Annotated in this window: 19 protein-coding genes; 10 read left to right on the plus strand and 9 right to left on the minus strand. The window is 60.9% G+C overall.

Annotated features, from left to right (window positions below):
- Positions 1-5: 5 nt before the first annotated feature.
- Positions 6-1,223, minus strand: a complete 1,218-nt coding sequence (gene argJ / locus TU79_RS06140; protein ID WP_057007180.1) for a bifunctional glutamate N-acetyltransferase/amino-acid acetyltransferase ArgJ — start codon at positions 1,221-1,223, stop codon at positions 6-8.
- Positions 1,224-1,346: 123 nt separating this feature from the next.
- The gene (gene secA / locus TU79_RS06145; RefSeq protein WP_057007181.1) at positions 1,347-4,082 is read right to left on the minus strand and encodes a preprotein translocase subunit SecA; all 2,736 of its coding nucleotides are present in this window, start codon (positions 4,080-4,082) and stop codon (positions 1,347-1,349) included.
- A 305-nt stretch (positions 4,083-4,387) separates the two neighbouring features.
- Between secA and TU79_RS06150 the strand changes: the two genes are divergently transcribed.
- On the plus strand, positions 4,388-4,843 hold the full coding sequence (locus TU79_RS06150) for a DUF721 domain-containing protein (RefSeq protein WP_003237650.1): 456 nt from the start codon (positions 4,388-4,390) through the stop codon (positions 4,841-4,843).
- Between the two features lie 4 nt (positions 4,844-4,847).
- Here the strand turns inward: TU79_RS06150 and TU79_RS06155 are convergent, their stop codons facing one another.
- The 3 genes from TU79_RS06155 to purU form a co-directional block, all read right to left on the minus strand.
- Positions 4,848-6,326, minus strand: a complete 1,479-nt coding sequence (locus TU79_RS06155) for a helicase HerA-like domain-containing protein (protein WP_057007362.1) — start codon at positions 6,324-6,326, stop codon at positions 4,848-4,850.
- Between the two features lie 122 nt (positions 6,327-6,448).
- Positions 6,449-6,619 carry a hypothetical protein gene (locus TU79_RS26255; protein ID WP_169793783.1) on the minus strand — a complete coding sequence of 57 codons (171 nt, stop codon included), beginning with the start codon at positions 6,617-6,619 and terminating at the stop codon, positions 6,449-6,451.
- An 82-nt stretch (positions 6,620-6,701) separates the two neighbouring features.
- Positions 6,702-7,550 (minus strand): formyltetrahydrofolate deformylase, encoded by an 849-nt coding sequence (gene purU / locus TU79_RS06160; RefSeq protein ID WP_003237644.1) that lies wholly within the window; start codon positions 7,548-7,550, stop codon positions 6,702-6,704.
- Between the two features lie 348 nt (positions 7,551-7,898).
- Here purU and mvaT point away from each other — a divergent pair, with 348 nt between their 5' ends.
- Positions 7,899-8,273: a histone-like nucleoid-structuring protein MvaT gene (gene mvaT, locus TU79_RS06165; protein WP_057007182.1), complete on the plus strand. Its 375-nt coding sequence runs from the start codon at positions 7,899-7,901 to the stop codon at positions 8,271-8,273.
- A gap of 89 nt (positions 8,274-8,362) precedes the next feature.
- Here mvaT and sbcB read toward each other — a convergent pair whose 3' ends face one another.
- Positions 8,363-9,790, minus strand: coding sequence for an exodeoxyribonuclease I (sbcB, locus tag TU79_RS06170; protein WP_057007183.1), 1,428 nt, complete (start codon positions 9,788-9,790; stop codon positions 8,363-8,365).
- Between the two features lie 167 nt (positions 9,791-9,957).
- Between sbcB and TU79_RS06175 the strand changes: the two genes are divergently transcribed.
- From TU79_RS06175 to TU79_RS06200, 6 genes are read left to right on the plus strand one after another with little or no spacing between them, the layout of a single operon-like run.
- Positions 9,958-10,650 carry an RDD family protein gene (locus TU79_RS06175; RefSeq protein WP_057007184.1) on the plus strand — a complete coding sequence of 231 codons (693 nt, stop codon included), beginning with the start codon at positions 9,958-9,960 and terminating at the stop codon, positions 10,648-10,650.
- Positions 10,647-11,627: a stage II sporulation protein M gene (locus TU79_RS06180; protein ID WP_057007185.1), complete on the plus strand. Its 981-nt coding sequence runs from the start codon at positions 10,647-10,649 to the stop codon at positions 11,625-11,627. The genes TU79_RS06175 and TU79_RS06180 overlap by 4 nt, the downstream gene beginning before the upstream one ends.
- Positions 11,614-13,143: a DUF4129 domain-containing protein gene (locus tag TU79_RS06185; protein ID WP_057007186.1), complete on the plus strand. Its 1,530-nt coding sequence runs from the start codon at positions 11,614-11,616 to the stop codon at positions 13,141-13,143. Before TU79_RS06180 ends, TU79_RS06185 begins: the two co-directional genes overlap by 14 nt.
- Positions 13,140-14,297 (plus strand): DUF4350 domain-containing protein, encoded by a 1,158-nt coding sequence (locus TU79_RS06190; RefSeq protein WP_057007187.1) that lies wholly within the window; start codon positions 13,140-13,142, stop codon positions 14,295-14,297. The genes TU79_RS06185 and TU79_RS06190 overlap by 4 nt, the downstream gene beginning before the upstream one ends.
- Entirely contained in the window at positions 14,294-15,289 is a 996-nt protein-coding gene (locus tag TU79_RS06195) for an AAA family ATPase (protein ID WP_057007188.1), read from the plus strand. The genes TU79_RS06190 and TU79_RS06195 overlap by 4 nt, the downstream gene beginning before the upstream one ends.
- A gap of 7 nt (positions 15,290-15,296) precedes the next feature.
- Entirely contained in the window at positions 15,297-16,628 is a 1,332-nt protein-coding gene (locus TU79_RS06200) for a DUF58 domain-containing protein (RefSeq protein ID WP_057007189.1), read from the plus strand.
- Positions 16,629-16,687: 59 nt separating this feature from the next.
- Here TU79_RS06200 and TU79_RS06205 read toward each other — a convergent pair whose 3' ends face one another.
- Both TU79_RS06205 and TU79_RS06210 read right to left on the minus strand, forming a co-directional pair.
- Complete coding sequence (locus TU79_RS06205; RefSeq protein WP_057007190.1) at positions 16,688-17,047, minus strand: pilus assembly protein PilZ; 360 nt, start codon at positions 17,045-17,047, stop codon at positions 16,688-16,690.
- A gap of 222 nt (positions 17,048-17,269) precedes the next feature.
- On the minus strand, positions 17,270-17,644 hold the full coding sequence (locus tag TU79_RS06210) for a tetratricopeptide repeat protein (protein ID WP_057007191.1): 375 nt from the start codon (positions 17,642-17,644) through the stop codon (positions 17,270-17,272).
- A gap of 174 nt (positions 17,645-17,818) precedes the next feature.
- Between TU79_RS06210 and pyk the strand changes: the two genes are divergently transcribed.
- The gene (gene pyk / locus TU79_RS06215) at positions 17,819-19,270 is read left to right on the plus strand and encodes a pyruvate kinase (protein WP_057007192.1); all 1,452 of its coding nucleotides are present in this window, start codon (positions 17,819-17,821) and stop codon (positions 19,268-19,270) included.
- A gap of 78 nt (positions 19,271-19,348) precedes the next feature.
- On the opposite strand, the gene TU79_RS06220 is transcribed toward pyk, so the two are convergent.
- Positions 19,349-20,281: an iron-sulfur-binding ferredoxin reductase gene (locus TU79_RS06220; protein ID WP_057007193.1), complete on the minus strand. Its 933-nt coding sequence runs from the start codon at positions 20,279-20,281 to the stop codon at positions 19,349-19,351.
- 229 nt (positions 20,282-20,510) lie between these two features.
- Here TU79_RS06220 and TU79_RS06225 point away from each other — a divergent pair, with 229 nt between their 5' ends.
- Positions 20,511-22,034, plus strand: a complete 1,524-nt coding sequence (locus TU79_RS06225; RefSeq protein ID WP_003237617.1) for a fumarate hydratase — start codon at positions 20,511-20,513, stop codon at positions 22,032-22,034.
- Positions 22,035-22,120 lie beyond the last annotated feature (86 nt).

Genomic DNA, 22,120 nt, shown 5'->3' on the forward strand with positions numbered 1-22,120 from the left:
CATTGTCAGGTGCGATATTCCGCGTTGATCTTCACGTACTCGTGGGACAGATCAGTGGTCCAGATGGTTTCGCTGCAATCGCCGCGGCCCAGCTCGATGCGGATGGTGATTTCTTCCTGCTGCATCACGGCTGAACCCTGGGCTTCAGTGTAGGTTTCGGCGCGTGCGCCACGGCTGGCAATGCACACGTCACCGAGGAACACGTCGATCTTGCTCACGTCCAGCTCCGGCACGCCGGCGCGGCCGACGGCGGCGAGGATGCGCCCCCAGTTCGGGTCGGAGGCGAACAGTGCGGTCTTGATCAACGGCGAATGGGCCACGGTGTAGCCCACGTCCAGGCATTCCTGATGATTGCCGCCGCCATTGACTTCAACGGTGACGAACTTGGTGGCGCCTTCGCCGTCACGCACGATGGCCTGGGCGACGTCCATGCACACTTCAAACACCGCCTGCTTCAACGCCGCGAACAGCGGGCCGCTGGCGTCGGTGATTTCCGGCAGGTTGGCCTGGCCGGTGGCAATCAGCATGCAGCAGTCGTTGGTCGAGGTATCGCCATCGATGGTGATGCGGTTGAACGACTTGTTGGCGCCGTCCAGAATCAGGCTGTGCAGGACGTTGCGCGACACTTTGGCGTCGGTGGCAATGTAGCCGAGCATGGTGGCCATGTTCGGGCGGATCATGCCTGCGCCCTTGCTGATGCCGGTGACGGTGACGGTCACGCCGTCATGCACGAACTGACGGCTCGCGCCCTTGGGCAGGGTATCGGTGGTCATGATGCCAGTGGCCGCTGCCGCCCAGTTGTCCACAGACAAATCATCCAGCGCGGCTTGAAGAGCCCCTTCGATTTTCTCGACCGGCAGCGGCTCGCCGATCACACCGGTGGAGTACGGCAGCACCTGGCTGGCATCCACGCCGGTTAATTGCGCAAGCTTTGCACAGGTGCGCGCAGCAGCGACCAGGCCAGGCTCGCCAGTACCGGCGTTGGCATTGCCGGTGTTGGTCAGCAGGTAACGAATCGGGCCGGCCACGCGTTGCTTGGCCAAAATCACCGGTGCTGCACAAAACGCATTGAGGGTAAACACGCCAGCGACGGTCGAACCCTCGGCACAGCGCATCACTACCACATCCTTGCGACCCGGGCGCTTGATGCCGGCCGAAGCGATACCGAGCTCAAAGCCGGCAACCGGGTGCAATGTGGGCAAAGGACCAAGACCAACAGCCATGAATGCGCTCCTCAACAATAGATGATGTCTGTGCCGTCTTGATTGACGGTGAGATTAATTGCAAAACGCCGCGACGGCAGAGGCCGGTCGCGGCGCGGGGTGTTGCAGCGTCAGGCGAAAATACTAGTTGATTTCGCCGTGGCAGTGTTTGTACTTCTTGCCCGAACCGCACCAGCACAGTTCGTTGCGGCCCAGCTTCTGATCATTGCGCACCGGCGTTTGCGCCAGGGCTACGTCGATCTCTTCGCCAAGCACTTCCGGCGCGTCCAGGCCTGGCGCCTCGTCATGCTGGAACTGCATGCGTGCAGCCAGTGCCTCGGCTTCCTGGCGCAGACGCGCCTCTTCTTCGATCGGGTCTTCGCGACGCACCTGAACGTGGGACAGCACGCGAATCGAATCGCGCTTGATCGAATCAAGCAATTCGGAGAACAGCGTGAACGACTCGCGCTTGTACTCCTGCTTCGGGTTCTTCTGGGCATAGCCACGCAGGTGGATGCCGTGACGCAGATGGTCCATGGTCGACAGGTGGTCTTTCCACAGGTCGTCCAGCACGCGCAGTACGATCTGCTTCTCGAACGTGCGCAGGGCTTCGGCGCTCGCCTGCTCTTCTTTCTCGTTGTACGCGGCCAACAGCTCGGCCATCAGCTTCTCGCGCAGTGTCTCTTCGTAGAGGTGGTCGTCTTCGTCCAGCCATTGCTGAACCGGCAGGTCGACACCAAAGTCGCTCTTGAGCGCCGCTTCCAAACCGGCAACATCCCACTGCTCAGGCAGGGACTGTGGCGGAATGTGTGCGGTCACGGTGGCGTTGAGTACGTCCTGACGGAAATCGGCAATGGTCTCGCCGATGTTGTCGGCAGCCAGCAACGTATTACGCATGTGATAGATCACTTTACGCTGTTCGTTGTTGACGTCATCGAACTCGAGCAGTTGCTTGCGGATGTCGAAGTTGCGCCCTTCAACCTTGCGCTGGGCCTTCTCAATGGCGTTGGTCACCATGCGGTGCTCGATCGCTTCACCGGACTGCATGCCCAGGGCCTTCATGAAGTTCTTCACGCGGTCCGAGGCAAAGATACGCATCAGGCTGTCTTCCAGGGACAGGTAGAAACGGCTGGAACCGGCGTCACCCTGGCGGCCGGCACGACCACGCAACTGGTTGTCGATACGACGCGATTCATGCCGCTCGGAAGCGATCACCTGCAGGCCACCGGATTCCAGCACGGCCTGATGGCGCTTCTGCCAGTCGGCCTTGATCTGGGCCACTTGCTCGGGCGTTGGATTATCCAGCGAAGCCACTTCCACTTCCCAGTTGCCGCCCAACAGAATGTCGGTACCACGACCGGCCATGTTGGTAGCGATGGTCAGCGCGCCTGGGCGACCGGCCTGGGCGATGATCTCGGCTTCCTTTTCGTGGAATTTGGCGTTGAGGACCTTGTGCTCGATGCCTTCCTTGTTGAGCAGGTTGGACACGTGCTCGGACGTCTCGATGGTCGCGGTGCCCACCAGGATCGGACGACCCTGGGCCATGCCGTCCTTGATGTCGTTGATGATCGCCGCGTATTTCTCTTCGGCGGTCAGGAACACCAGGTCGTTGAAGTCCTTACGCGCCAGCGGTTTGTTCGGCGGGATAACCACGACCGACAGACCGTAGATCTGGTGGAATTCGAATGCTTCGGTGTCGGCCGTACCGGTCATGCCGGACAGCTTGTTGTACAGACGGAAGTAGTTCTGGAAGGTGGTGGACGCCAACGTCTGGCTTTCGGCCTGGATGTTGAGCACTTCCTTGGCCTCGATGGCCTGGTGCAGGCCCTCGGACAGGCGACGACCCGGCATGGTACGACCGGTGTGTTCGTCAACCAGCACGACCTGGCCGTCCTGGACGATGTATTCGACGTTGCGGTGGAACAGTTTGTGCGCACGCAGGCCGGCATACACATGGGTCAGCAGGCCCAGGTTGTGCGCCGAGTAGAGGCTCTCGCCTTCAGCCAGCAGGCCGATCTGGGTGAGCATGTCTTCCACATACTGGTGACCGGCTTCATTGAGTTCGACCTGGCGGGTCTTCTCGTCAATGGTGAAGTGACCTTCTTTGGTCACCACCCCTTCCACTTCCTCGATGTGCTGCTCCAGGCGCGGGATCAACTTGTTGATCTCGGTGTACAGGCGCGAGCTGTCTTCGGCCTGGCCGGAGATGATCAGCGGGGTACGGGCTTCGTCGATCAGGATGGAGTCGACTTCGTCGATCACGGCAAAATTGAGTTCGCGCTGGAATTTTTCTTCCATGCTGAACGCCATGTTGTCGCGCAGGTAGTCGAACCCGAATTCGTTGTTGGTGCCGTAGGTGATGTCGGCAGCGTAGGCGGCGCGCTTCTCTTCCGGCGGCTGGAACGGCGTGACCACGCCGACGGTGAGGCCGAGGAACTCATACAGCGGGCGCATCCAGTTGGCGTCCCGGCGGGCCAGGTAGTCGTTCACCGTAACAACGTGCACGCCCTTGCCCGACAGTGCATTGAGGTAAACGCCCAGTGTCGCCACCAGGGTCTTGCCTTCACCGGTACGCATTTCGGCGATCATGCCTTCATGCAAGGTCATGCCGCCGATCAACTGGACGTCGAAGTGGCGCATGCCCATTACGCGCTTGCCGGCTTCACGGGCAACCGCAAAGGCTTCGGGCAGCAGTTTGTCGAGGGTTTCACCTTTGGCTATGCGGGCCTTGAACTCTTGGGTCTTGGCGCGCAATTGCTCGTCGGAAAGGGCAACCATCTGCTCTTCGAAAGCATTGACCAGCTGCACCGTCTTGAGCATGCGTTTGACTTCGCGCTCATTCTTGCTTCCAAAAAGTTTCTTTAACAAAGGCGCAAACATATCGGCAGGTTCTTCCACACATAGGGATGGAGGGCGCACCGTCAGTGGCCCGAGCAGCCCTCACGGCCGCATGCGAACGCGCATTCTACCCGGAAACGTGGGTGAGGAAAGTGGCGTTGTTCCCGGAGGCTGGCATGGGGCTGTGAGAGGGCCTATTTAAAATAAGGGCTTTTGCGCGAACTTCAACCCATCGGATGCAGAAGTTACCTATTGATTTCACGGGAAAAGCCGGGCATCGGCAGTACGCGGGGCCGTCTGCGTGCTTTCTGTTAAGATGGCCGCTCTGTTACTTAAGGTGTCCGCTCATGGCATTTCGCCCTCTTACAGCCCGCGCGCCCAGCGTGTTGCTTCGCGAAGCCAAGCCGTTGAAAGCCATCTTCGGCCACGCCCAACGCCTGGGCCACCTGCAACGCCTGCTCGAAAGCCAGCTGCAACCCGCCGCACGCGAACATTGTCACGTGGCGTCCTGGCGTGAGGGCAATTTGCTGCTGATCGTCACCGACGGCCATTGGGCGACCCGACTGCGCTATCAGCAAAAACGCCTGCAGCGGCAATTGATGGTGTTTGACGAGTTCGCCAGCCTGACGCGCATCCAGTTCAAGGTACAGCCGCCTACCGTGCAACAAGGTGCGGTCGGCCATACGATGGATCTGTCGGAGAACGCCGCCGAGACCATCCAGGCCACCGCCGACGGGATCAGTGATCCAGGCTTGCGCGCGGCGCTGGAACGCCTCGCCGCCCACGCCAGGCCCAAGGCCTGAGCCGCTACTTGCGCTTGCTGCCGCCGAGCAACGAGCCCAGCAGACCGCGCACCAACTGCCGCCCCATTTGATTGGCTGCCTGCTGCATCGCGGACTTGAGCGCCTTGCCTGCCGCCGTTCCCAGAAACGCGCCGGCCCTGTCAGTAAAGCTCGGTTCCTGGGCGGCAGGCGTAGAGTCTGCGCCCGGCCCCAATTCCTTGCGCGCCATTAGCACTTCATAGGCGGATTCGCGATCAATCGGTTTGTCATAGCGGCCCTGCAAGGGCGAGCTGGCGATCAGCGCCGCGCGCTCAACGCCGCTGAGCGGGCCGATCCGCGATTGCGGCGGTGCCACCAGCACCCGCTGGACGACCTCCGGCGTGCCCTTTTCCTGCAAGGTGCCGACCAACGCCTCACCCGTGCCCAGCTCCGTCAGCACGGTTAATGCGTCAAACGCCGGATTCGCGCGAAAACCCTCGGCCACGGCGCGCAGGGATTTCTGTTCTTTAGTGGTGAACGCACGCAAGCCGTGCTGGATGCGCAGGCCAAGTTGGGCGAGTACGGTGTCAGGCAGATCCCCCGGGGACTGCGTGACGAAATACACGCCAACGCCTTTGGAGCGGATCAACCGCACCACTTGCTCCAGGCGATCCTGCAATGCCTTGGGGGTATCGGCGAATAACAAATGGGCCTCATCGAAGAACAGCGCCAGCAGCGGCTTTTCGGCATCGCCGCGCTCCGGCAATTGCTCGAACAGCTCCGCCAGAAGCCACAACAGGAATGTGGCGTACACTTTCGGCGCTTCATGCACCAAACGGCTGGCGTCCAATAGATGAATACGGCCGCGGCCATCGGCGGCGGGCTGCAAAATATCTTCAAGTTGCAACGCGGGCTCGCCAAACAAAGCGTCGGCGCCCTGCTGTTCCAGCACTGCCAGTCGTCGCAGCAGCGCCTGGCTGGAGCCTGTGTTCATCAATGCCGCGTCATCGCCCAGCAGTTCCGGGTGATAGTGCAGGTGATTGAGCAGCGCCTTGAGGTCCTTGAGGTCCAGCAGCAACAGGCCCTCGCGGTCGGCCACCTTGAAGGCGGCGTACAGTGCCGACTGTTGGCTATCGGTGAGCTCCAGCAGACTGCCGAGCAGCAGCGGGCCCATTTCACTGATCGTGGTGCGCAATGGATGACCGGACTCGCCGTGAATATCCCACAGCGTGACCGGGTATGCCTTGGCGGTGTAATTAATGAAAGGCATGTCGGCGATACGCTCGGCCACCTTGCCCTGGGGATTCGCGGCGGCGCCCAGGCCACAGAGATCACCTTTTATGTCGGCGGCAAATACCGCCACACCCGCATCGCTGAACGCCTCCGCCAGGCGCTGCAAGGTGACGGTCTTGCCCGTGCCCGTGGCTCCGGCAATCAATCCGTGACGATTGGCCAGGCGCATGGGCTGGGCGATGGGCTGGCCGTTTGAATCGGCGCCAATAAGCAGTTGTGTGGAATCAGGCATTTCGTTACCCATGGTTGGTCTCCAGTGCCGCAGGCAGGCGCCTGGAATATTAAGACATTAGCGGCCTCTTCAAGCGATGAATAAAAATCTGCGCTTGAAGGGTGGGCAACGCTCGACCTTCATCAGTCCCCTTCAGGCTCGGGCTTGCTGCGCTCGCGTTCCCATAACTGGGCGGCACCGGGAAAGTCCGTGCCGTCTTCACTGCTGAGTTCATCCGGGTCATAGCGGCTCAAACAGCCCTCACCCAGGGTCGCCGGGGCCTTTGCGGTGGCTTTTTCCAAAGGGTCACTCATGACTCAATCCTCGACGTTCAGGCAAAGAAAAAGGGCCTGGGACGATTTAACGCCCAGGCCCTCGATTCTTCAATCACCGTGATCAGAACACGACGGTCTTGTTGCCATGCACCAGCACGCGATCTTCCAGGTGATAACGCAGGCCACGGGCCAACACCATTTTCTCGACGTCACGGCCAAAACGCACCATGTCTTCAATGCTGTCGCTGTGGCTGACACGCACCACGTCCTGCTCGATGATCGGGCCGGCATCCAGCTCTTCGGTGACATAGTGGCAGGTTGCGCCAATCAACTTCACACCGCGCAGGGACGCCTGATGGTAAGGCTTGGCACCCACAAACGAGGGCAGGAAGCTGTGGTGAATGTTGATCACCCGGCCGGCGTATTCGCGGCACAACTCCGGCGGCAGGATCTGCATGTAGCGCGCCAGCACTACCACGTCGGCTTCATGCTGCCCGACCAGACGGGAAACCTCGGCGAACGCCGGCTCCTTGTCCTGCGGGTTGACCGGCACGTGGTAATACGGGATGCCATGCCATTCGACCATGCTGCGCAGGTCGTCATGGTTGGAGATCACGCAGGCAATCTCGCAGTCCAGCTCATCGCTGTGCCAGCGGTGCAGCAGGTCGGCCAAACAGTGGGACTCACGGCTGGCCATCAGCACCACTCGTTTTTTCTGCTCGGTGTCAGTGATGTGCCAGGTCATCGAAAACTCTTCGGCAATCGGCGCAAACGCCTCGCGGAAGGCTTGCAGGCCAAAGGGAAGCGTGTCGGCACGTATTTCGTGACGCATGAAAAACCAACCGCTGAGATCGTCCGAGTGATGGCTCGCCTCGGTGATCCAACCGTTGTGGGAGGCCAGAAAGTTACTGACTTTGGCAACGATACCAACCCGGTCCGGGCAAGCAATCACCAGCCGAAAAGTGCGCATTAGGGGGAAACTCCAGAACTTCGCAAAGGCCGCCATTCTAGCGATTGCGCAGAAAAACTGCAGTATTCCTTCGCGCTTATTCTGCGCTGCCGGTCTGCCGGTGCCCCTTAATTGTGTAAGGTTTTACCGCCCTTAGATAAATGTACAACCTTATGCGTGGGCAGTAAGCGAGAAAGGAATCAGAATGCCGTTGCGCATACCGCTACTTATTAACTCAATTGCATCGTGTGACCGCTTACTTTCAAAGTAATTCACCTGGATACACGCTTAAATGTTTACTTGAGCAAATTGCCTGACTATTATTGGCCCACTGTCCCTGTCATCCGCGTTCTACATAAGGTAGTCCACATGTCCCTGATCAACGAATACCGCGCCACCGAAGAAGCTATCAAAGAGCTGCAAGCCCGTTTGAAGAATCTGTCCCAAGACGACAAACTGAAAACCGAGCTGGAATTCGAAGGCAAACTGCGCACCCTGATGGGTGAATACTCCAAGTCCCTGCGCGACATCATCGCGCTGCTGGATCCAGAGTCGAAAGTTAAAGCACCGCGTGGCGTTGTGAAAACTACCGGCACCAAACGTGCTCGCAAGGTCAAGCAATACAAAAACCCACACAACGGTGAAGTGATTGAAACCAAAGGTGGCAACCACAAGACGCTGAAAGAGTGGAAAGCCAAGTGGGGCGGTGACGTGGTTGAAGGTTGGGCCACTCTGCTGGGCTAAGCCTTGCCAGGATCTGCCTGATTTGCGATACCCTGAAACGCCAGCTTGCTGGCGTTTTTTATTGCCGTGACAATCGCGCAATTATCTTCCTACAGATTCATCCGCGCCGCTAAAGCATCGACATACTCTTGCCATTGATCCAGCACCTGACACTGAATCGATGTAGCACTAACCGCCAACTCTCGTCGCGCAAGATTAAATGCTTCCAGGGTATTGGGAGCGCCCCATTGTGCATCCGACAAACGTTGCTGACAGAAAAGTTTCCAGCGTTGTTGCTCCTCGTGGCTCAAGGTTTCAGCAAAGTTACGGGCGCGGTAGCGGAATAACAATTCCGGCAAACGGTGATCATCAAATGGCCATTGTTGATGGGCGAGTTGTGCAGGTTCTGCGGCCCGGACTTGTTCACACAAGCGGCGGTCGCGGTCACCGATAAAACCAGCGTACAGCTGCTGCTCGGGATCTTCACTTGCGGCAAAATCGTCCTCGGCATAAATAGCCGTCAACTTGTCACGCCATACACCCTGTGCGTCAGTTAGCCGCAGTGCACGTGCCTGATAACTGTCCATGTCCAATTGCAGCCGTTCACGGTCCTGGGCCCGCAGCACACTCAAAGGGGCGACCACCGGACAACGGTTGATATGCACCAACTTGAGCGGCACAGGCATTTCGCCCTCGGCCAGTTCATCGCGGCGCTTATAGAGATGCTGACGTAAAGTTTCAGCGTCCAGCTCGAGCAGTCCCTGCGGATCAAGCCCCAGGTCGCACACAATCAAGGCATTGCGGTTGCGCGGGTGCCAGGCCAGGGGGAGCACCACACCCAGATAATGACGCTCGGCGGAAAAGCGCCCGGATATATGCACCATCGGCTGCAGCAGGCGAATCTGATCCATGACGCGCTGCTTGCTGCGCAGTTGAAACAGCCAGTCGTACAACTTGGGCTGTTTCTCACGGACCAGACGGGCCAGCGCGATCGTGGCGCGTACGTCGGACAATGCATCGTGCGCCTGGCCGTGATCAATCCCGTTGGCCTGGGTCAGGCGTTCAAGCTTGAGGGTGACGCGCCCGTCCTGTTCGGGCCAGGTGATCCCTTCGGGGCGCAACGCGTAGGCCGTGCGGACCACATCGATCAAGTCCCAGCGGCTGTTGCCGCCCTGCCATTCCCGCGCATAAGGGTCGAAGAAGTTGCGGTACAGACTGTACCGCGTCATTTCATCATCAAACCGCAAGGTGTTGTAACCGGCGCCACAGGTGCCGGGGGCCGCCAGCTGCGCGTGCACACGGGTCATGAAGTCGGCCTCGGTCAGGCCCTGTTGCGCCAGTATTGCAGGCGTGATGCCGGTAATTGCGCAAGCTGCCGGATGCGGCAGGATATCGTCACTGGGCAGGCAATACAGGTTGACCGGCGCGTCTATCTCGTTGAGGTCGTGATCGGTGCGAATACCAGCGACCTGGAGAGGGCGATCGCTGCGTGGATTGATGCCGGTGGTTTCATAGTCGTACCAGAAAATCGAAGTCACGGGCCATTCCTGAGCTGAAGATTGATAAAGTCTAGGCGTTGCAAGGCGCCCGCGGCCAGCGCCAAATATTCTGTACAAACATCCAGCAAAATCTTGGATGGTTGCTTCCACCGTCGACACTGCTAGCATCCGTGTCTTCCAGCCGCTCCGCACTGCCAGGGACCGCGATGCAATCAGCCCCATTGGACACCCGCTACCAGATCGAGACCCCGGAGGGCATCGACCTGCCCCTGCGTCCCGCCGGCCTGCTGCCAAGGGCGCTGGCCTTTGCCTTCGACCTCGGCGTACGCGCGCTGGCCATGGGCATCTTCCTGGTGCCCCTGGCGCTATTGGGCAATATCGGCATCGGCCTGGGTTCGCTGCTGCTGTTTCTGGTCAGTTGGTGGTACATGGTGCTGTTCGAAGTGCTCAACCAGGGCTGCTCACCCGGCAAGCAGGTCATGGGCCTGCGCGTGGTACAGGATGACGGCACACCCGTCGGCTGGTCCGCTTCGCTTATCCGCAACCTGCTGCGCTTTGTCGACATGCTGCCCTTCGGCTACTTTTTCGGCGCCGTCAGCTGCCTGCAACATCCCCATTTCAAACGACTCGGCGATCTCGCCGCCGGCACGCTGGTGATTTATCGCGAACAGCCACTCGCCCGCCCCAAAGTGCCGCAGGCCGCACCTCTGGGCCTGCCGTTCGCCCTGCACCTGGGCGAACAACGCGCCATCCTCGGATTTGCCGAGCGCCAGGGCGAACTGTCCGCAGAACGGGTGCACGAACTGGCGTCCATTCTCGCAACGCCCCTGCAGGTGCCGGCGGCTCACGCCGCAGAGCAACTCAATGGTGTCGCGCGCGGCTTGCTGGGGCCGACATGAAACAGAGCCTGTTCGAAAGCCGTCACCAACCACAGTGGCAAGCCTTTGCCGCACAACTGAAACAGTTGGAGCAAGGCAAGCTCAAGACCGGCGATATGGCCGACTTCCCCCATCAGTATCGGCGCCTGTGCCAGCACCTCGCCCTGGCCCAGGCGCGCGGCTACAGCAGTTACCTGGTCGACCCGCTGCAACAACTGGCATTGCGCGGTCATCAGCAGTTGTACCGGCACCGCAGCCAAGTGGCCGCGAACGCATTGAGCTTCGTGCTGGCCGACTTCCCCCGTCTGGTGCGCGAGCAATGGCGCTTCGTGTTGATCGCCGGGCTGCTGTTCTTCGGCAGCCTGGTGGTGGTTGCGCTGCTGGTGTACCTGTTTCCGGAGTTGATCTACAGCATTGTCAGCCCGCATCAGGTCGCCGAGATGCAAGGCATGTACGACCCCGATTCCAGTCGCCTGGGCCGCGTCGCCGAGCGTGCCTCCAGTGAGGACTGGATGATGTTCGGCTACTACGTGATGCACAACATCGGGATTGCCTTCCAGACGTTTGCCGCCGGTTTGCTGTTCGGACTGGGCAGTGTGTTTTTCCTCATCTACAACGGCTTGATCATCGGCGCCATCTCAGGCCACCTCACGGAAATCGGTTACGGCCAGACCTTCTGGTCGTTCGTTATCGGCCACGGCGCTTTCGAGCTCACTGCCATCACCCTCGCCGGCGCGGCAGGCCTGCAATTGGGCTGGGCCCTGATCGCGCCCGGGCGCCTCACACGCGCCGAGTCGTTGCGGCTGGCGGCGCGAAAAAGCATGCAGATGCTCTGCGGCGTCATGCTGTTGCTGCTGTTCGCCGCCTTTATCGAAGCCTACTGGTCGTCCTCCACCACCACTGCACCCTGGATCAAATACCTGGTGGGCGCCGTGCTATGGCTGCTGGTGATCGCTTATCTGACATTGACCGGACACCCCCGCCATGCGCCTGAGTGATTCAAGCGTAGTCATTCGGCCGCGTACGCCTTGGGAAGCCATGGACCTTGGCGTACTGATGGCCCGTAAACACCGTTGGCTGCTGGTAGCCAGTTGGGCGATTGTGAGCTTGCCAGTATTTATTGTGCTCAGCGCTGCGTTTTGGAAGTATCCGTCCACCGCCATGCTTCTGTTCTGGTGGCTGAAACCGGCGTTCGACCGCTTGCCGCTTTACATCCTGTCCAGGGCCTTGTTCGGCGAGACTCCCAGCCTCAGGCAGGCTGTACGCCAGTGGCCGCGTCTGCTCAAAGGCCAGTTGTTGAGCAGCTTGATCTGGCGACGGCTCAGCCTGAGTCGCAGCTTTGTGATGCCCGTCAGCCAGCTCGAAGGACTGGATGGCGACGCGCGTCAGAAACGCCTGGGTGTGCTGCTCCAACGTAACGGTGGAGCTTCGCGCTGGCTCACCCTACTTGGGATGTGCCTTGAAATAACGCTGTGGTTCGGCGCCATGGCATTGTTTTACCTGTTCATCCCCCAGCAGATCGAGCTGGACTGGGACTGGCAACGCCTGGCACAGGCCACCGGTTCGCAAGCGCTGTGGCTGGAACACATGAGCAATGCGTTCTACGCATTGATTCTGGCGTTCTGGGAACCGATCTACGTCGCCTGTGGTTTCAGCCTGTACCTCAACCGCCGTACCGTACTCGAAGCCTGGGACCTGGAGCTGGTGTTCCGCCGCCTTCGAGAGCGCCTGGGCAGCGTTGCGCCGCTGTTGCTGTTGGCTGCAGGCCTGATGCTGATGCCCTGCAGCCGACCGGCCATTGCGGATGGGGCCAACCCGCCCAAACCGGTCAGCACCCATGCCGCCAGCCAATCGATCAAGACCCTGCTGGAAAAGCCACCTTTCAAGAATCCCGAGACCGTTACGCGCTATCGCTTCGGCGAAGAAAAACCTGCGTTAAAAAACCGGGCGCGCGGTGATGGCAAACTCCCGGCCTGGCTTCAGGCACTGCTGGACAACTTCAACGGCACCAGTTTCAAACAGCTCGCCCAAGGCCTCGAAGTCCTGTTGTGGAGTGTACTGGCGGGCGGCGTGGCGCTGCTGATCTGGCGTTATCGCGACTGGCTGCGCACCTTTGTCAGCCGACGAAGGCCACGCAAGCCCGACACAGCCTTGCCTGTGCCCACCCAGTTATTCGGGCTGGCGGTGGGCATCGAGACCCTGCCCGACGATATCGCCAGCGCCGCCGAGCAACTGTGGCCCACTCAACCACGCGAGGCTCTCGGACTGCTCTACCGCGGCCTGCTCAGCCGGCTGCTGCACGACTTCAACCTGCCGCTGACAAACGCCGATACCGAGGGCCAGGTACTGGAGCGCATTCAACACGTGCAACAACCGGATCTGCTGGCCTTCAGCAACGACCTGACTCGCCACTGGCAAAACCTCGCCTACGGTCATCGGCTGCCTCCCGCGTTGACGCAACAACAGCTGTGCAGCGATTGGCGCAGCTTGTTCAACGCAGGTGCTGCCCAATGAACCGGACATTGCTGTGGGCGGGATGGCTACTGGCAGGCCTGCTGGGGGCTGGCGGGCTGTTTCTCTGGAGCAAAGCCATTGCGTATGACGAAGTAGTCGACCGCGGCCCCTCGCCGGAGGCGCTGGCCAATCCCTACCTTGCGGCAGAACAGTTCCTGCGCGGGCAAGGTCTTGTGGTTGAGCATGCCAATGGCCTGGATCGTCTCGCCGACCTTCCCGCCAAAGGCAATAGCCTGTTGCTGCTGGGCGAGCGCGGCAACATGACCCCACGTCAGGCAGATCAACTATTGAACTGGGCAAGGTCAGGCGGGCACCTGTTGCTGGTCGCCGAAGCGCTCTGGGATGAAGAGACCGATAAAAGCGGCGACTTGCTGTTAGATCGGCTGCACATCCATCAGTTATTGAGTGACGAGCCTGAGGAGCCGGCCCCCGCGCGTAAACAGAACATGCCGGACCTGACCAAACTTTACGTCGACAATGAAACCGCCCCGGCCTATTTCAATTTCGACACCGACTTCAACCTGACCGACCCCACGCATCTGGCCCAGTTTTCCGCCAACAGCGCCAGGGCCAGCCACCTGATGCAGCTCAACCTTGGGCAAGGCCGTGTGACGGTGATCACCGACAGCGACCTGTGGAAAGCGCCCATCATCGGCCAACACGATAATGCCTGGCTGCTGTGGTACCTGAACCAGGGCACGACTGTCACCTTGCTGTTCAACAGTAACGTCGACAACCTGCTCAGCCTGCTGATGCGCTACTTCCCCCAGGCTCTGGTAGCGCTTTGCGCGCTGACTGCCCTGGCTCTCTGGCAGGCCGGCATGCGCCAGGGTCCGGTGCAGGCGCCGGCCACCCGAGCGCGCCGGCAATTGCAGGAACACTTGAAGGCCAGTGCCGACTTCCTGCTGCGCCGCAGCGGCCAGGGCACGCTGTTGCAGGCCTTGCAGCGCGACATCCTGCGCGCGGCGCGGCGCCGCCATCCCGGCTTTGAACACCTCGATAACGCGGCACAGTGTCAGGTCCTCGAACACCTCACTCGCCAACCTTCTCACGTCATCAGCCAGGCCCTTGGGCCACTTGCGGCAAAACGGCTTTCCAGTGCCGATTTCAGCCGGCAGGTGGCATGCCTGCAAACCCTCAGGAACGCCCTATGAGTGAATTACCCAGCGCCACGCCCCTGACCAGTGCCAGCTTGCTACAGGCCAGCGAGTTGGCCAATGCTTTGCGCGTTGAGCTGCGCAAGGCGGTGATTGGCCAGGATGAGGTGATTGATGACGTATTGACCGCATTGATTGCAGGCGGCCACGTATTGCTCGAGGGCGTGCCGGGGCTCGGCAAAACGTTACTGGTACGCGCATTGGCCCGCTGCTTCGGCGGTGATTTCGCGCGTATCCAGTTTACCCCCGACCTGATGCCCAGTGACGTTACCGGCCACGCCGTCTACGACCTGCACACCGAACAATTCAAGCTGCGCAAGGGTCCGTTATTCACCCACCTGCTGCTGGCCGACGAAATCAACCGCGCGCCCGCCAAAACCCAGGCGGCGCTACTCGAGGCCATGCAGGAACGCCAAGTGACCCTGGAGGGCGAAGCACTTCCCATCGGCCAGCCATTCATGGTGCTGGCCACTCAGAACCCCATTGAGCAGGAAGGCACTTATCCATTGCCGGAGGCCGAACTGGACCGCTTCATGCTCAACGTTCGCATGGACTACCCGGATGCTCGGCAGGAACTGGACATGGTGCGCGAAGTCACGCGTTCGTCGCGTGCCGACATGCTGGATGTTCAACCGCTGCGTACCGTGCTGCAAGCTGCGGATGTGCTGCACCTGCAGCAGGTCGCCACCGCGCTGCCGCTGGATGAGCAGGTGCTGGACTATGCCGTACGCCTGGCTCGGGCCACCCGCAGTTGGCCTGGGCTGACCCTCGGTGCAGGCCCGCGCGCCTCCATTGCCCTGGTCAGCGGCGCCCGGGCCCGCGCGCTTTTGCGCGGTGGCGAGTTTGTCACCCCGGACGACATCAAGCGCTGCGCCATGGCAGTGTTGCGCCACCGGGTACGGATTGCCCCCGAACTGGATATCGATGGGCTGGACGTAGATCAGGTGCTCAAACAACTGCTGGATCAGATTCCGGCGCCGAGGCAATGAGCCACCTATGAAGCCAACCCGTCTGCTGCTGATCTGGCTCGGTGTACTGCTGGGTTTGAACACCCTGCTGGGTATCACCGCAGCGTTGCAGTTCAAGCTGCCCGGCACCCTGCAGCAGGTGGCGTGGGGCCTGTTGCTGGCGCTGTTGCTGCTGGCCCTGCTGGACGCCGTTCGGCTGCGTCGCCGCCCGGGCATCAGAGTGCAACGGCAGATGCCTGGCAGCCTGGCCCTGGGCCGTTGGGGCGACGTGCGTCTGACCCTGCATCACGATTATCCGCAGCCGCTGACCGTGCAGGTATTCGATCACGCACCCGATGGGCTGAGCGCGGAGAACATGCCTCAACTGATTGAACTGCGCCCCGGCGCGCGCAGCGAGTTGGGCTATCGCCTGCGTCCGCTGCGGCGCGGGCATTTCAGTTTCAGTCGGTGCGAGATTCACCTGCCCAGCCCGCTGGGGTTGTGGTCGGCTCGGCGCTTTGTGGAAGTCGCCGATGCCACCCGCGTCTACCCGGACTTCGCGCGCCTGTATGGCGCACAGCTGCTGGGGGTGGACAGCTGGCTGAGCCAATTGGGTGTTCGACAGCATCCGCGACGCGGCCCAGGGCTGGAGTTTCATCAGCTGCGCGAATTTCGCGAGGGCGACAGCCTGCGGCAGATCGACTGGAAGGCCACCGCACGCCAACGCACACCTATCGCCCGGGAGTATCAGGACGAGCGCGACCAGCAAATCGTGTTCATGCTCGACTGTGGTCGGCGCATGCGCAGCCAGGATGCCGAGCTCTCCCACTTTGACCACGCCCTCAATGCCTGCCTGCTGCTCAGCCATGTCGCCCTGCGTCAAGGCGATGCGGTGGGGCTGTGCACCTTTGCCTGCGATCAGCCCCGCTACCTGGCGCCCGTCAAAGGCACCGGCCAGTTGAACCTGTTGCTCAACAGCGTCTACGACCTGGAGACCACACAACGCACCGCCGATTACGAAGCCGCTGCCAGCCAACTGCTGGCCCGACAGAAACGCCGTGCGCTGGTCATTGTAGTGAGCAACCTGCGGGACGAGGACGATGAGGCATTACTGACTGCAGTCAAACGTATCAGCCGCCAACATCGGGTGCTGATCGCCAGTCTGCGCGAGGAAGTGCTCGACCAACTGCGCCTGTCTCCCGTGCAAACTTTGCCCGAGGCATTGGCCTACAGCGGCGCCGTCGACTACCTCACCCGGCGCGACGAACTGCATGATCGTCTGAACGCCCACGGTTTGACCGTACTGGATACGCTGCCCTCAGCGCTGGGACCGGCATTGGTAACGCGTTACATGGGCTGGAAAAAAGCCGGGGTGCTGTAAAAATGCGCACGACCACGGCGAAAGTAAACACACTTGGCCGGGTCGAAAACGCGCGGTATTTAGGCCGAAGCCTGCAAGGGGTCAAAACTGAAGTAACGCAGCAATGCGTTGATCAGTTGGCCGTACTCCGCAGGTGCCGCGACCACACTGAAACCTGAATCGTAGTGCTGCGGGTTGACGTCCTCACAACTCCACAGACACGCGGCGGTGAGGTCAATTGCCTGAACGTCACCATTCGCCATGGGGACCTTCACACACAGTTCGAACGTCGCGCCGACCATCATCGGCAATTGGCTGATCAACATCAGCCCGTCGTCAGACACATTTCCCAGGTAACCAATAGGCTTGTTCGTAAACCGATTGAACACTTGCAGGAAACGGGACAATTCATGTCGCTCAATACGTCGATCAGTAAACATGATGAGTGCCATCCATTGGATATTACTCTGGCCGAGCCAGTGATTCGGAACGGCGATACAGGCCCGCTCTCCCCGAAATCGGCGCGATGACGGCGTTGCACATCATCACTATGAATCTACCAACTCCAGGCATTCCATCCGTTTGAACACAAAAAAATCAAACGGGCATACAAATATTAGCTTAAGACGCAAGACGGGCCAGTGACAGCGTGACAAATATCATCAAAGGGATGCGGGCCGGGGTTTCGCGACGCTGGCGCCGGGGTAATGACCCAGTTGCCGCAACGTGTCGAGGCGAGCCTGGGCGCGGTACGCGTATTCGCTGGACGGGTACTGGCTGATGATGAACTGATAGGTTTGCACCGCATCCACGAACAGCTTCTGGCGCTCAAGGCACTGACCGCGCAACATCGAAACCTCCGGCTGCACGTAGCGCCGCGTACGACTTTCACGGTCGACCTGGGACAATTCCAGAGTCACGCGCTCGCAGTCACCTACCTTGTAGGCACGGTAGGCGTTGTTCAAATGATGGTCCATGGACCAGCGGGTGCAGCCGATTACACTGACGGCCAGGGCAGCAACGAGCAAAATTCGCATGGGGGTTCTCCTGTCTTGTGCAGTGTATCGACCCCTCGTCGAAAATCTTCAAGGATGTTGTCCATTCAATTGACGCAGAAACGGGCCAATCGTCAATAAGTAGTGCAAACGAACAATGACTACAACCAAAGAGCATAGTAGCCTTCCCCAGCGCTTGAACTCAGGAGTCTGTGCATGTCCGTCCGTCGCACCAAAATCGTCGCCACCCTTGGCCCGGCCAGTAACTCGCCGGAAGTCCTCGAACAGCTGATTCTGGCTGGTTTGGACGTTGCCCGTCTGAACTTCTCCCACGGCACCCCGGACGAGCACAAGGCTCGCGCCAAGCTGGTGCGTGACCTGGCCGCCAAGCACGGTCGCTTCGTCGCACTGCTGGGTGACCTGCAAGGCCCGAAAATTCGTATCGCCAAATTCGCCAACAAGCGCATCGAGCTGAAGATCGGTGACAAGTTCACCTTCTCCACCAGCCATCCGCTGACCGACGGCAACCAGCAGGTCGTGGGTATCGACTACCCGGATCTGGTCAAGGACTGCGGCGTCGGCGACGAACTGCTGCTCGACGATGGCCGCGTGGTCATGCGCGTCGATACCGCCAACCCGACTGAACTGCACTGCACCGTGATCATCGGTGGCCCGCTGTCGGACCACAAAGGCATCAACCGTCGCGGCGGTGGCCTGACCGCCCCGGCCCTGACTGAAAAAGACAAGGCCGACATCAAGCTCGCCGCCGAAATGGAAGTGGACTACCTCGCGGTGTCCTTCCCGCGCGACGCCGCCGACATGGAATACGCCCGTAAACTGCGCGACGAAGCCGGCGGCACCGCCTGGCTGGTGGCGAAGATCGAACGCGCTGAAGCCGTGGCCGATGACGAAACCCTCGACGGCCTGATCAAGGCGTCCGACGCCGTGATGGTTGCCCGTGGCGACCTCGGCGTGGAAATCGGCGACGCCGAGCTGATCGGCATCCAGAAGAAAATCATCCTGCACGCCCGCCGCCATAACAAAGCGGTCATCGTGGCGACCCAGATGATGGAGTCGATGATCCAGAACCCGATGCCGACCCGTGCCGAAGTGTCCGACGTGGCCAACGCCGTGCTCGACTACACCGACGCCGTGATGCTCTCGGCCGAAAGTGCCGCCGGCCCGTACCCACTGGAAGCCGTGCAGGCGATGGCGCGTATCTGCGTCGGTGCCGAGAAGCACCCGACCAGCAAGACCTCCAGCCACCGTATCGGCAAGGTCTTCGAAAGCTGCGACCAGAGCATCGCCCTGGCGGCCATGTACACCGCCAACCACTTCCCGGGTGTGAAAGCGATCATCGCCTTGACCGAAAGTGGCTACACGCCGTTGATCATGTCGCGTATCCGTTCCTCGGTGCCGATCTACGCGTTCACCCCGCACCGCGAAGCCCAGGCCCGCGCGGCGATGTTCCGTGGCGTCTACACCGTGCCGTTCGATCCTGCTTCGCTGCCGCCGCATGAAGTCAGCCAGGCCGCCATCGACGAGTTGGTCAAGCGCGGCGTTGTGGAGAAAGGCGACTGGGTCATCCTGACCAAAGGCGACAGCTACCACACCACCGGTGGCACCAATGGCATGAAGATTCTGCACGTGGGTGACCCGCAGTTCTGAGTGACACGCTGAAAAACAAAAGCCCTGCCATGTGAATGGCGGGGCTTTTTGCATTTCAAATGGGCTGAGGTGCTCCGCTTACCCACGGGGCAGGAACACATCGGCCAGCAGTTGATTGCGCGGCAGGCCCGCCAGAAACAAGCGCTTGGAAAACGCCTCGACGCTGGCGGGGTGCCCGCAGAGTAAAGCCAGGGTTTGCCGGGAAACCACCCGCAACTGCGCCAATGCCTGGCCCAGCTCTGCTGCCGTCCACAGCTCCACCGCCAGATTGGGATGGCTGGCGGCCAGTGCAGCCAATGGTTCGGCGAGGTAATGGCCCTCAGCATCATGGGCCAGGTGTATCACGCGAATGCTGCCCTGATGATCCTGGCGCAAGGCTTCGCGCAATACACCCCACAGCGGGCCAAGGCCCGTGCCGGAGGCCAGCAGCCACAAGGGTCGCGCCTGCCAGTCCGAATCGTAGTGCAGCGCCCCGCCGCGCAGTTCGCCCAGGCGCAGACGGTCACCCACCACCAGATGACGCGCCGCATCGCTGAATTGGCCAGGCTGACGGCAATCGAGATGAAACTCCAAAAAGCCGTCTTCCTGCGGCAAGCTCGCCAGCGAATACGGCCGCGCCACCTGCCCCGCCCATAGCACCACGTGCTGCCCGGCGCGGTAACGCAACCCACGTTCCGGCGCCAGGCGCAGGCGCAACACCGAGGCACTCAACCAATCGGCCGACGTCACGTGGGCCGATACACCGTCACGCAATGGATCGAACGCTTCAACCTGCACATCACCGGTCACCTGGCACTGGCAGGCCAGGCGCCAGCCGGCCTGGCGTTGTGCCGGGCTCAGAGCATCGGGCTGTCTGTCTGCAACTTCGCCGCGACACCGCACGAGACAGGCATGACAACTGCCCGCCCGGCAACTGTAAGGCACGGCCGTGCCCGCCTGATTCAAGGCATCCAGCAGGTTGCTGCCGGTGGGGACCGACCAGTGGCGTTCGCCGACGTACAGTTCGGGCATATAAGTGCTCAATCACAATGGCGCTCACAGGGAATCATGCCTGCGACAGTTTGACCATAGTCGGGTGTATCACCCACCGCACCGGGTTATACTGCCGCGCCTTTTTAGCGTCGCGCCAACAACACCTGCTCTTCTTGGCGACGCGCCCTGGAAAGGTGGCTTCAGCCGACCGATGCACTTCACTGCAGCCACCTTTATTGAATGTTCCCTTATAAGAGGAGCGCGACTCATGACCGTGATCAAGCAAGACGACCTGATTCAGAGCGTTGCCGACGCCCTGCAATTCATCTCCTATTACCACCCCGTGGATTTCATCCAGGCGATGCACGAAGCCTACCTGCGCGAAGAATCGCCGGCAGCCCGTGACTCCATGGCGCAGATCCTGATCAACTCGCGCATGTGCGCCACCGGCCATCGCCCGATCTGCCAGGACACCGGTATCGTTACCGTGTTCGTGCGCGTGGGCATGGACGTGCGTTGGGATGGCGCCACCATGGGCCTGGACGACATGATCAACGAAGGCGTGCGCCGCGCCTACAACCTGCCGGAAAACGTCCTGCGCGCCTCCATCCTCGCCGACCCGGCCGGCGCGCGCAAGAACACCAAGGACAACACCCCCGCCGTGATCCACTACTCCATCGTCCCGGGTAACACCGTGGAAGTGGACGTGGCCGCCAAGGGCGGTGGCTCTGAAAACAAGTCGAAAATGGCCATGCTCAACCCGTCCGACTCGATCGTCGACTGGGTGCTCAAGACTGTTCCGACCATGGGCGCCGGCTGGTGCCCGCCGGGCATGCTCGGCATCGGCATCGGCGGCACCGCCGAGAAAGCCGCGGTGATGGCCAAGGAAGTGTTGATGGAATCCATCGACATCCACGAGCTGAAAAAGCGCGGCCCCTCCAACCGTATCGAAGAGATGCGCCTGGAGCTGTTCGAGAAGGTCAACCAACTGGGCATCGGCGCCCAGGGCCTCGGTGGCCTGACCACCGTGCTCGACGTGAAGATCATGGACTACCCGACCCACGCCGCTTCGCTGCCGGTGTGCATGATCCCCAACTGCGCCGCCACCCGTCACGCGCACTTTGTGCTGGACGGTTCCGGCCCGGCGTCGCTGGAAGCGCCACCGCTGGATGCCTACCCGGAGATCGTCTGGGAAGCCGGCCCGTCGGCCCGTCGCGTCAACCTCGACACCCTCACCGCCGAAGACGTGCAAAGCTGGAAGCCGGGCGAAACGGTGTTGCTCAACGGCAAGATGCTCACCGGTCGCGACGCGGCGCACAAGCGCATGGTCGAGATGCTCAACAAGGGTGAAACCCTGCCGGTGGACCTCAAGGGTCGCTTCATCTACTACGTGGGCCCGGTTGATCCGGTACGCGAAGAAGTGGTTGGCCCGGCCGGCCCGACCACCGCGACGCGGATGGACAAGTTCACCCGCCAGATCCTCGAGCAAACCGGTCTGTTGGGCATGATCGGCAAATCCGAGCGCGGTCCAACCGCCATCGACGCGATCAAGGACCACAAGGCCGTGTACCTGATGGCCGTGGGCGGCGCCGCTTACCTGGTGGCGCAAGCCATCAAGAAGTCGCGTGTAGTGGCCTTCGCCGAACTGGGCATGGAAGCGATCTACGAGTTCGACGTCAAGGACATGCCGGTCACCGTTGCGGTGGACAGCAACGGCGAATCCGTCCATATCACCGGTCCCGCCATCTGGCAGAAAAAGATCAGTGAAAGCCTGGCGGTGGAAGTGCAATAAGCACACTCCCGCAAGGAGAAAGGCGACTGCGGCCCAAGGCCCAGTCGCCTTTTTTATTGTGAATACAGTCAGATGTGGGAGCGGGC

The organism is Pseudomonas trivialis (genome assembly GCF_001439805.1).
Classification (GTDB): domain Bacteria; phylum Pseudomonadota; class Gammaproteobacteria; order Pseudomonadales; family Pseudomonadaceae; genus Aquipseudomonas; species Aquipseudomonas trivialis.

Bases quoted from the DNA above. Each gene is read 5' to 3' on its own strand.
- TU79_RS06150 (WP_003237650.1), top strand. From the start codon at position 4,388: ATGGCATTTCGCCCTCTTACAGCCCGCGCGCCCAGCGTGTTGCTTCGC.
- secA (WP_057007181.1), bottom strand. From the start codon at position 4,082: ATGTTTGCGCCTTTGTTAAAGAAACTTTTTGGAAGCAAGAATGAGCGC.
- TU79_RS06225 (WP_003237617.1), top strand. From the start codon at position 20,511: ATGACCGTGATCAAGCAAGACGACCTGATTCAGAGCGTTGCCGACGCC.
- TU79_RS06155 (WP_057007362.1), bottom strand. From the start codon at position 6,326: ATGCCTGATTCCACACAACTGCTTATTGGCGCCGATTCAAACGGCCAG.
- mvaT (WP_057007182.1), top strand. From the start codon at position 7,899: ATGTCCCTGATCAACGAATACCGCGCCACCGAAGAAGCTATCAAAGAG.
- TU79_RS06195 (WP_057007188.1), top strand. From the start codon at position 14,294: ATGAGTGAATTACCCAGCGCCACGCCCCTGACCAGTGCCAGCTTGCTA.
- TU79_RS06180 (WP_057007185.1), top strand. From the start codon at position 10,647: ATGAAACAGAGCCTGTTCGAAAGCCGTCACCAACCACAGTGGCAAGCC.
- TU79_RS06190 (WP_057007187.1), top strand. From the start codon at position 13,140: ATGAACCGGACATTGCTGTGGGCGGGATGGCTACTGGCAGGCCTGCTG.
- argJ (WP_057007180.1), bottom strand. From the start codon at position 1,223: ATGGCTGTTGGTCTTGGTCCTTTGCCCACATTGCACCCGGTTGCCGGC.
- TU79_RS06220 (WP_057007193.1), bottom strand. From the start codon at position 20,281: ATGCCCGAACTGTACGTCGGCGAACGCCACTGGTCGGTCCCCACCGGC.
- TU79_RS26255 (WP_169793783.1), bottom strand. From the start codon at position 6,619: ATGAGTGACCCTTTGGAAAAAGCCACCGCAAAGGCCCCGGCGACCCTG.
- pyk (WP_057007192.1), top strand. From the start codon at position 17,819: ATGTCCGTCCGTCGCACCAAAATCGTCGCCACCCTTGGCCCGGCCAGT.
- TU79_RS06200 (WP_057007189.1), top strand. From the start codon at position 15,297: ATGAAGCCAACCCGTCTGCTGCTGATCTGGCTCGGTGTACTGCTGGGT.
- purU (WP_003237644.1), bottom strand. From the start codon at position 7,550: ATGCGCACTTTTCGGCTGGTGATTGCTTGCCCGGACCGGGTTGGTATC.
- TU79_RS06205 (WP_057007190.1), bottom strand. From the start codon at position 17,047: ATGTTTACTGATCGACGTATTGAGCGACATGAATTGTCCCGTTTCCTG.
- TU79_RS06185 (WP_057007186.1), top strand. From the start codon at position 11,614: ATGCGCCTGAGTGATTCAAGCGTAGTCATTCGGCCGCGTACGCCTTGG.
- TU79_RS06175 (WP_057007184.1), top strand. From the start codon at position 9,958: ATGCAATCAGCCCCATTGGACACCCGCTACCAGATCGAGACCCCGGAG.
- TU79_RS06210 (WP_057007191.1), bottom strand. From the start codon at position 17,644: ATGCGAATTTTGCTCGTTGCTGCCCTGGCCGTCAGTGTAATCGGCTGC.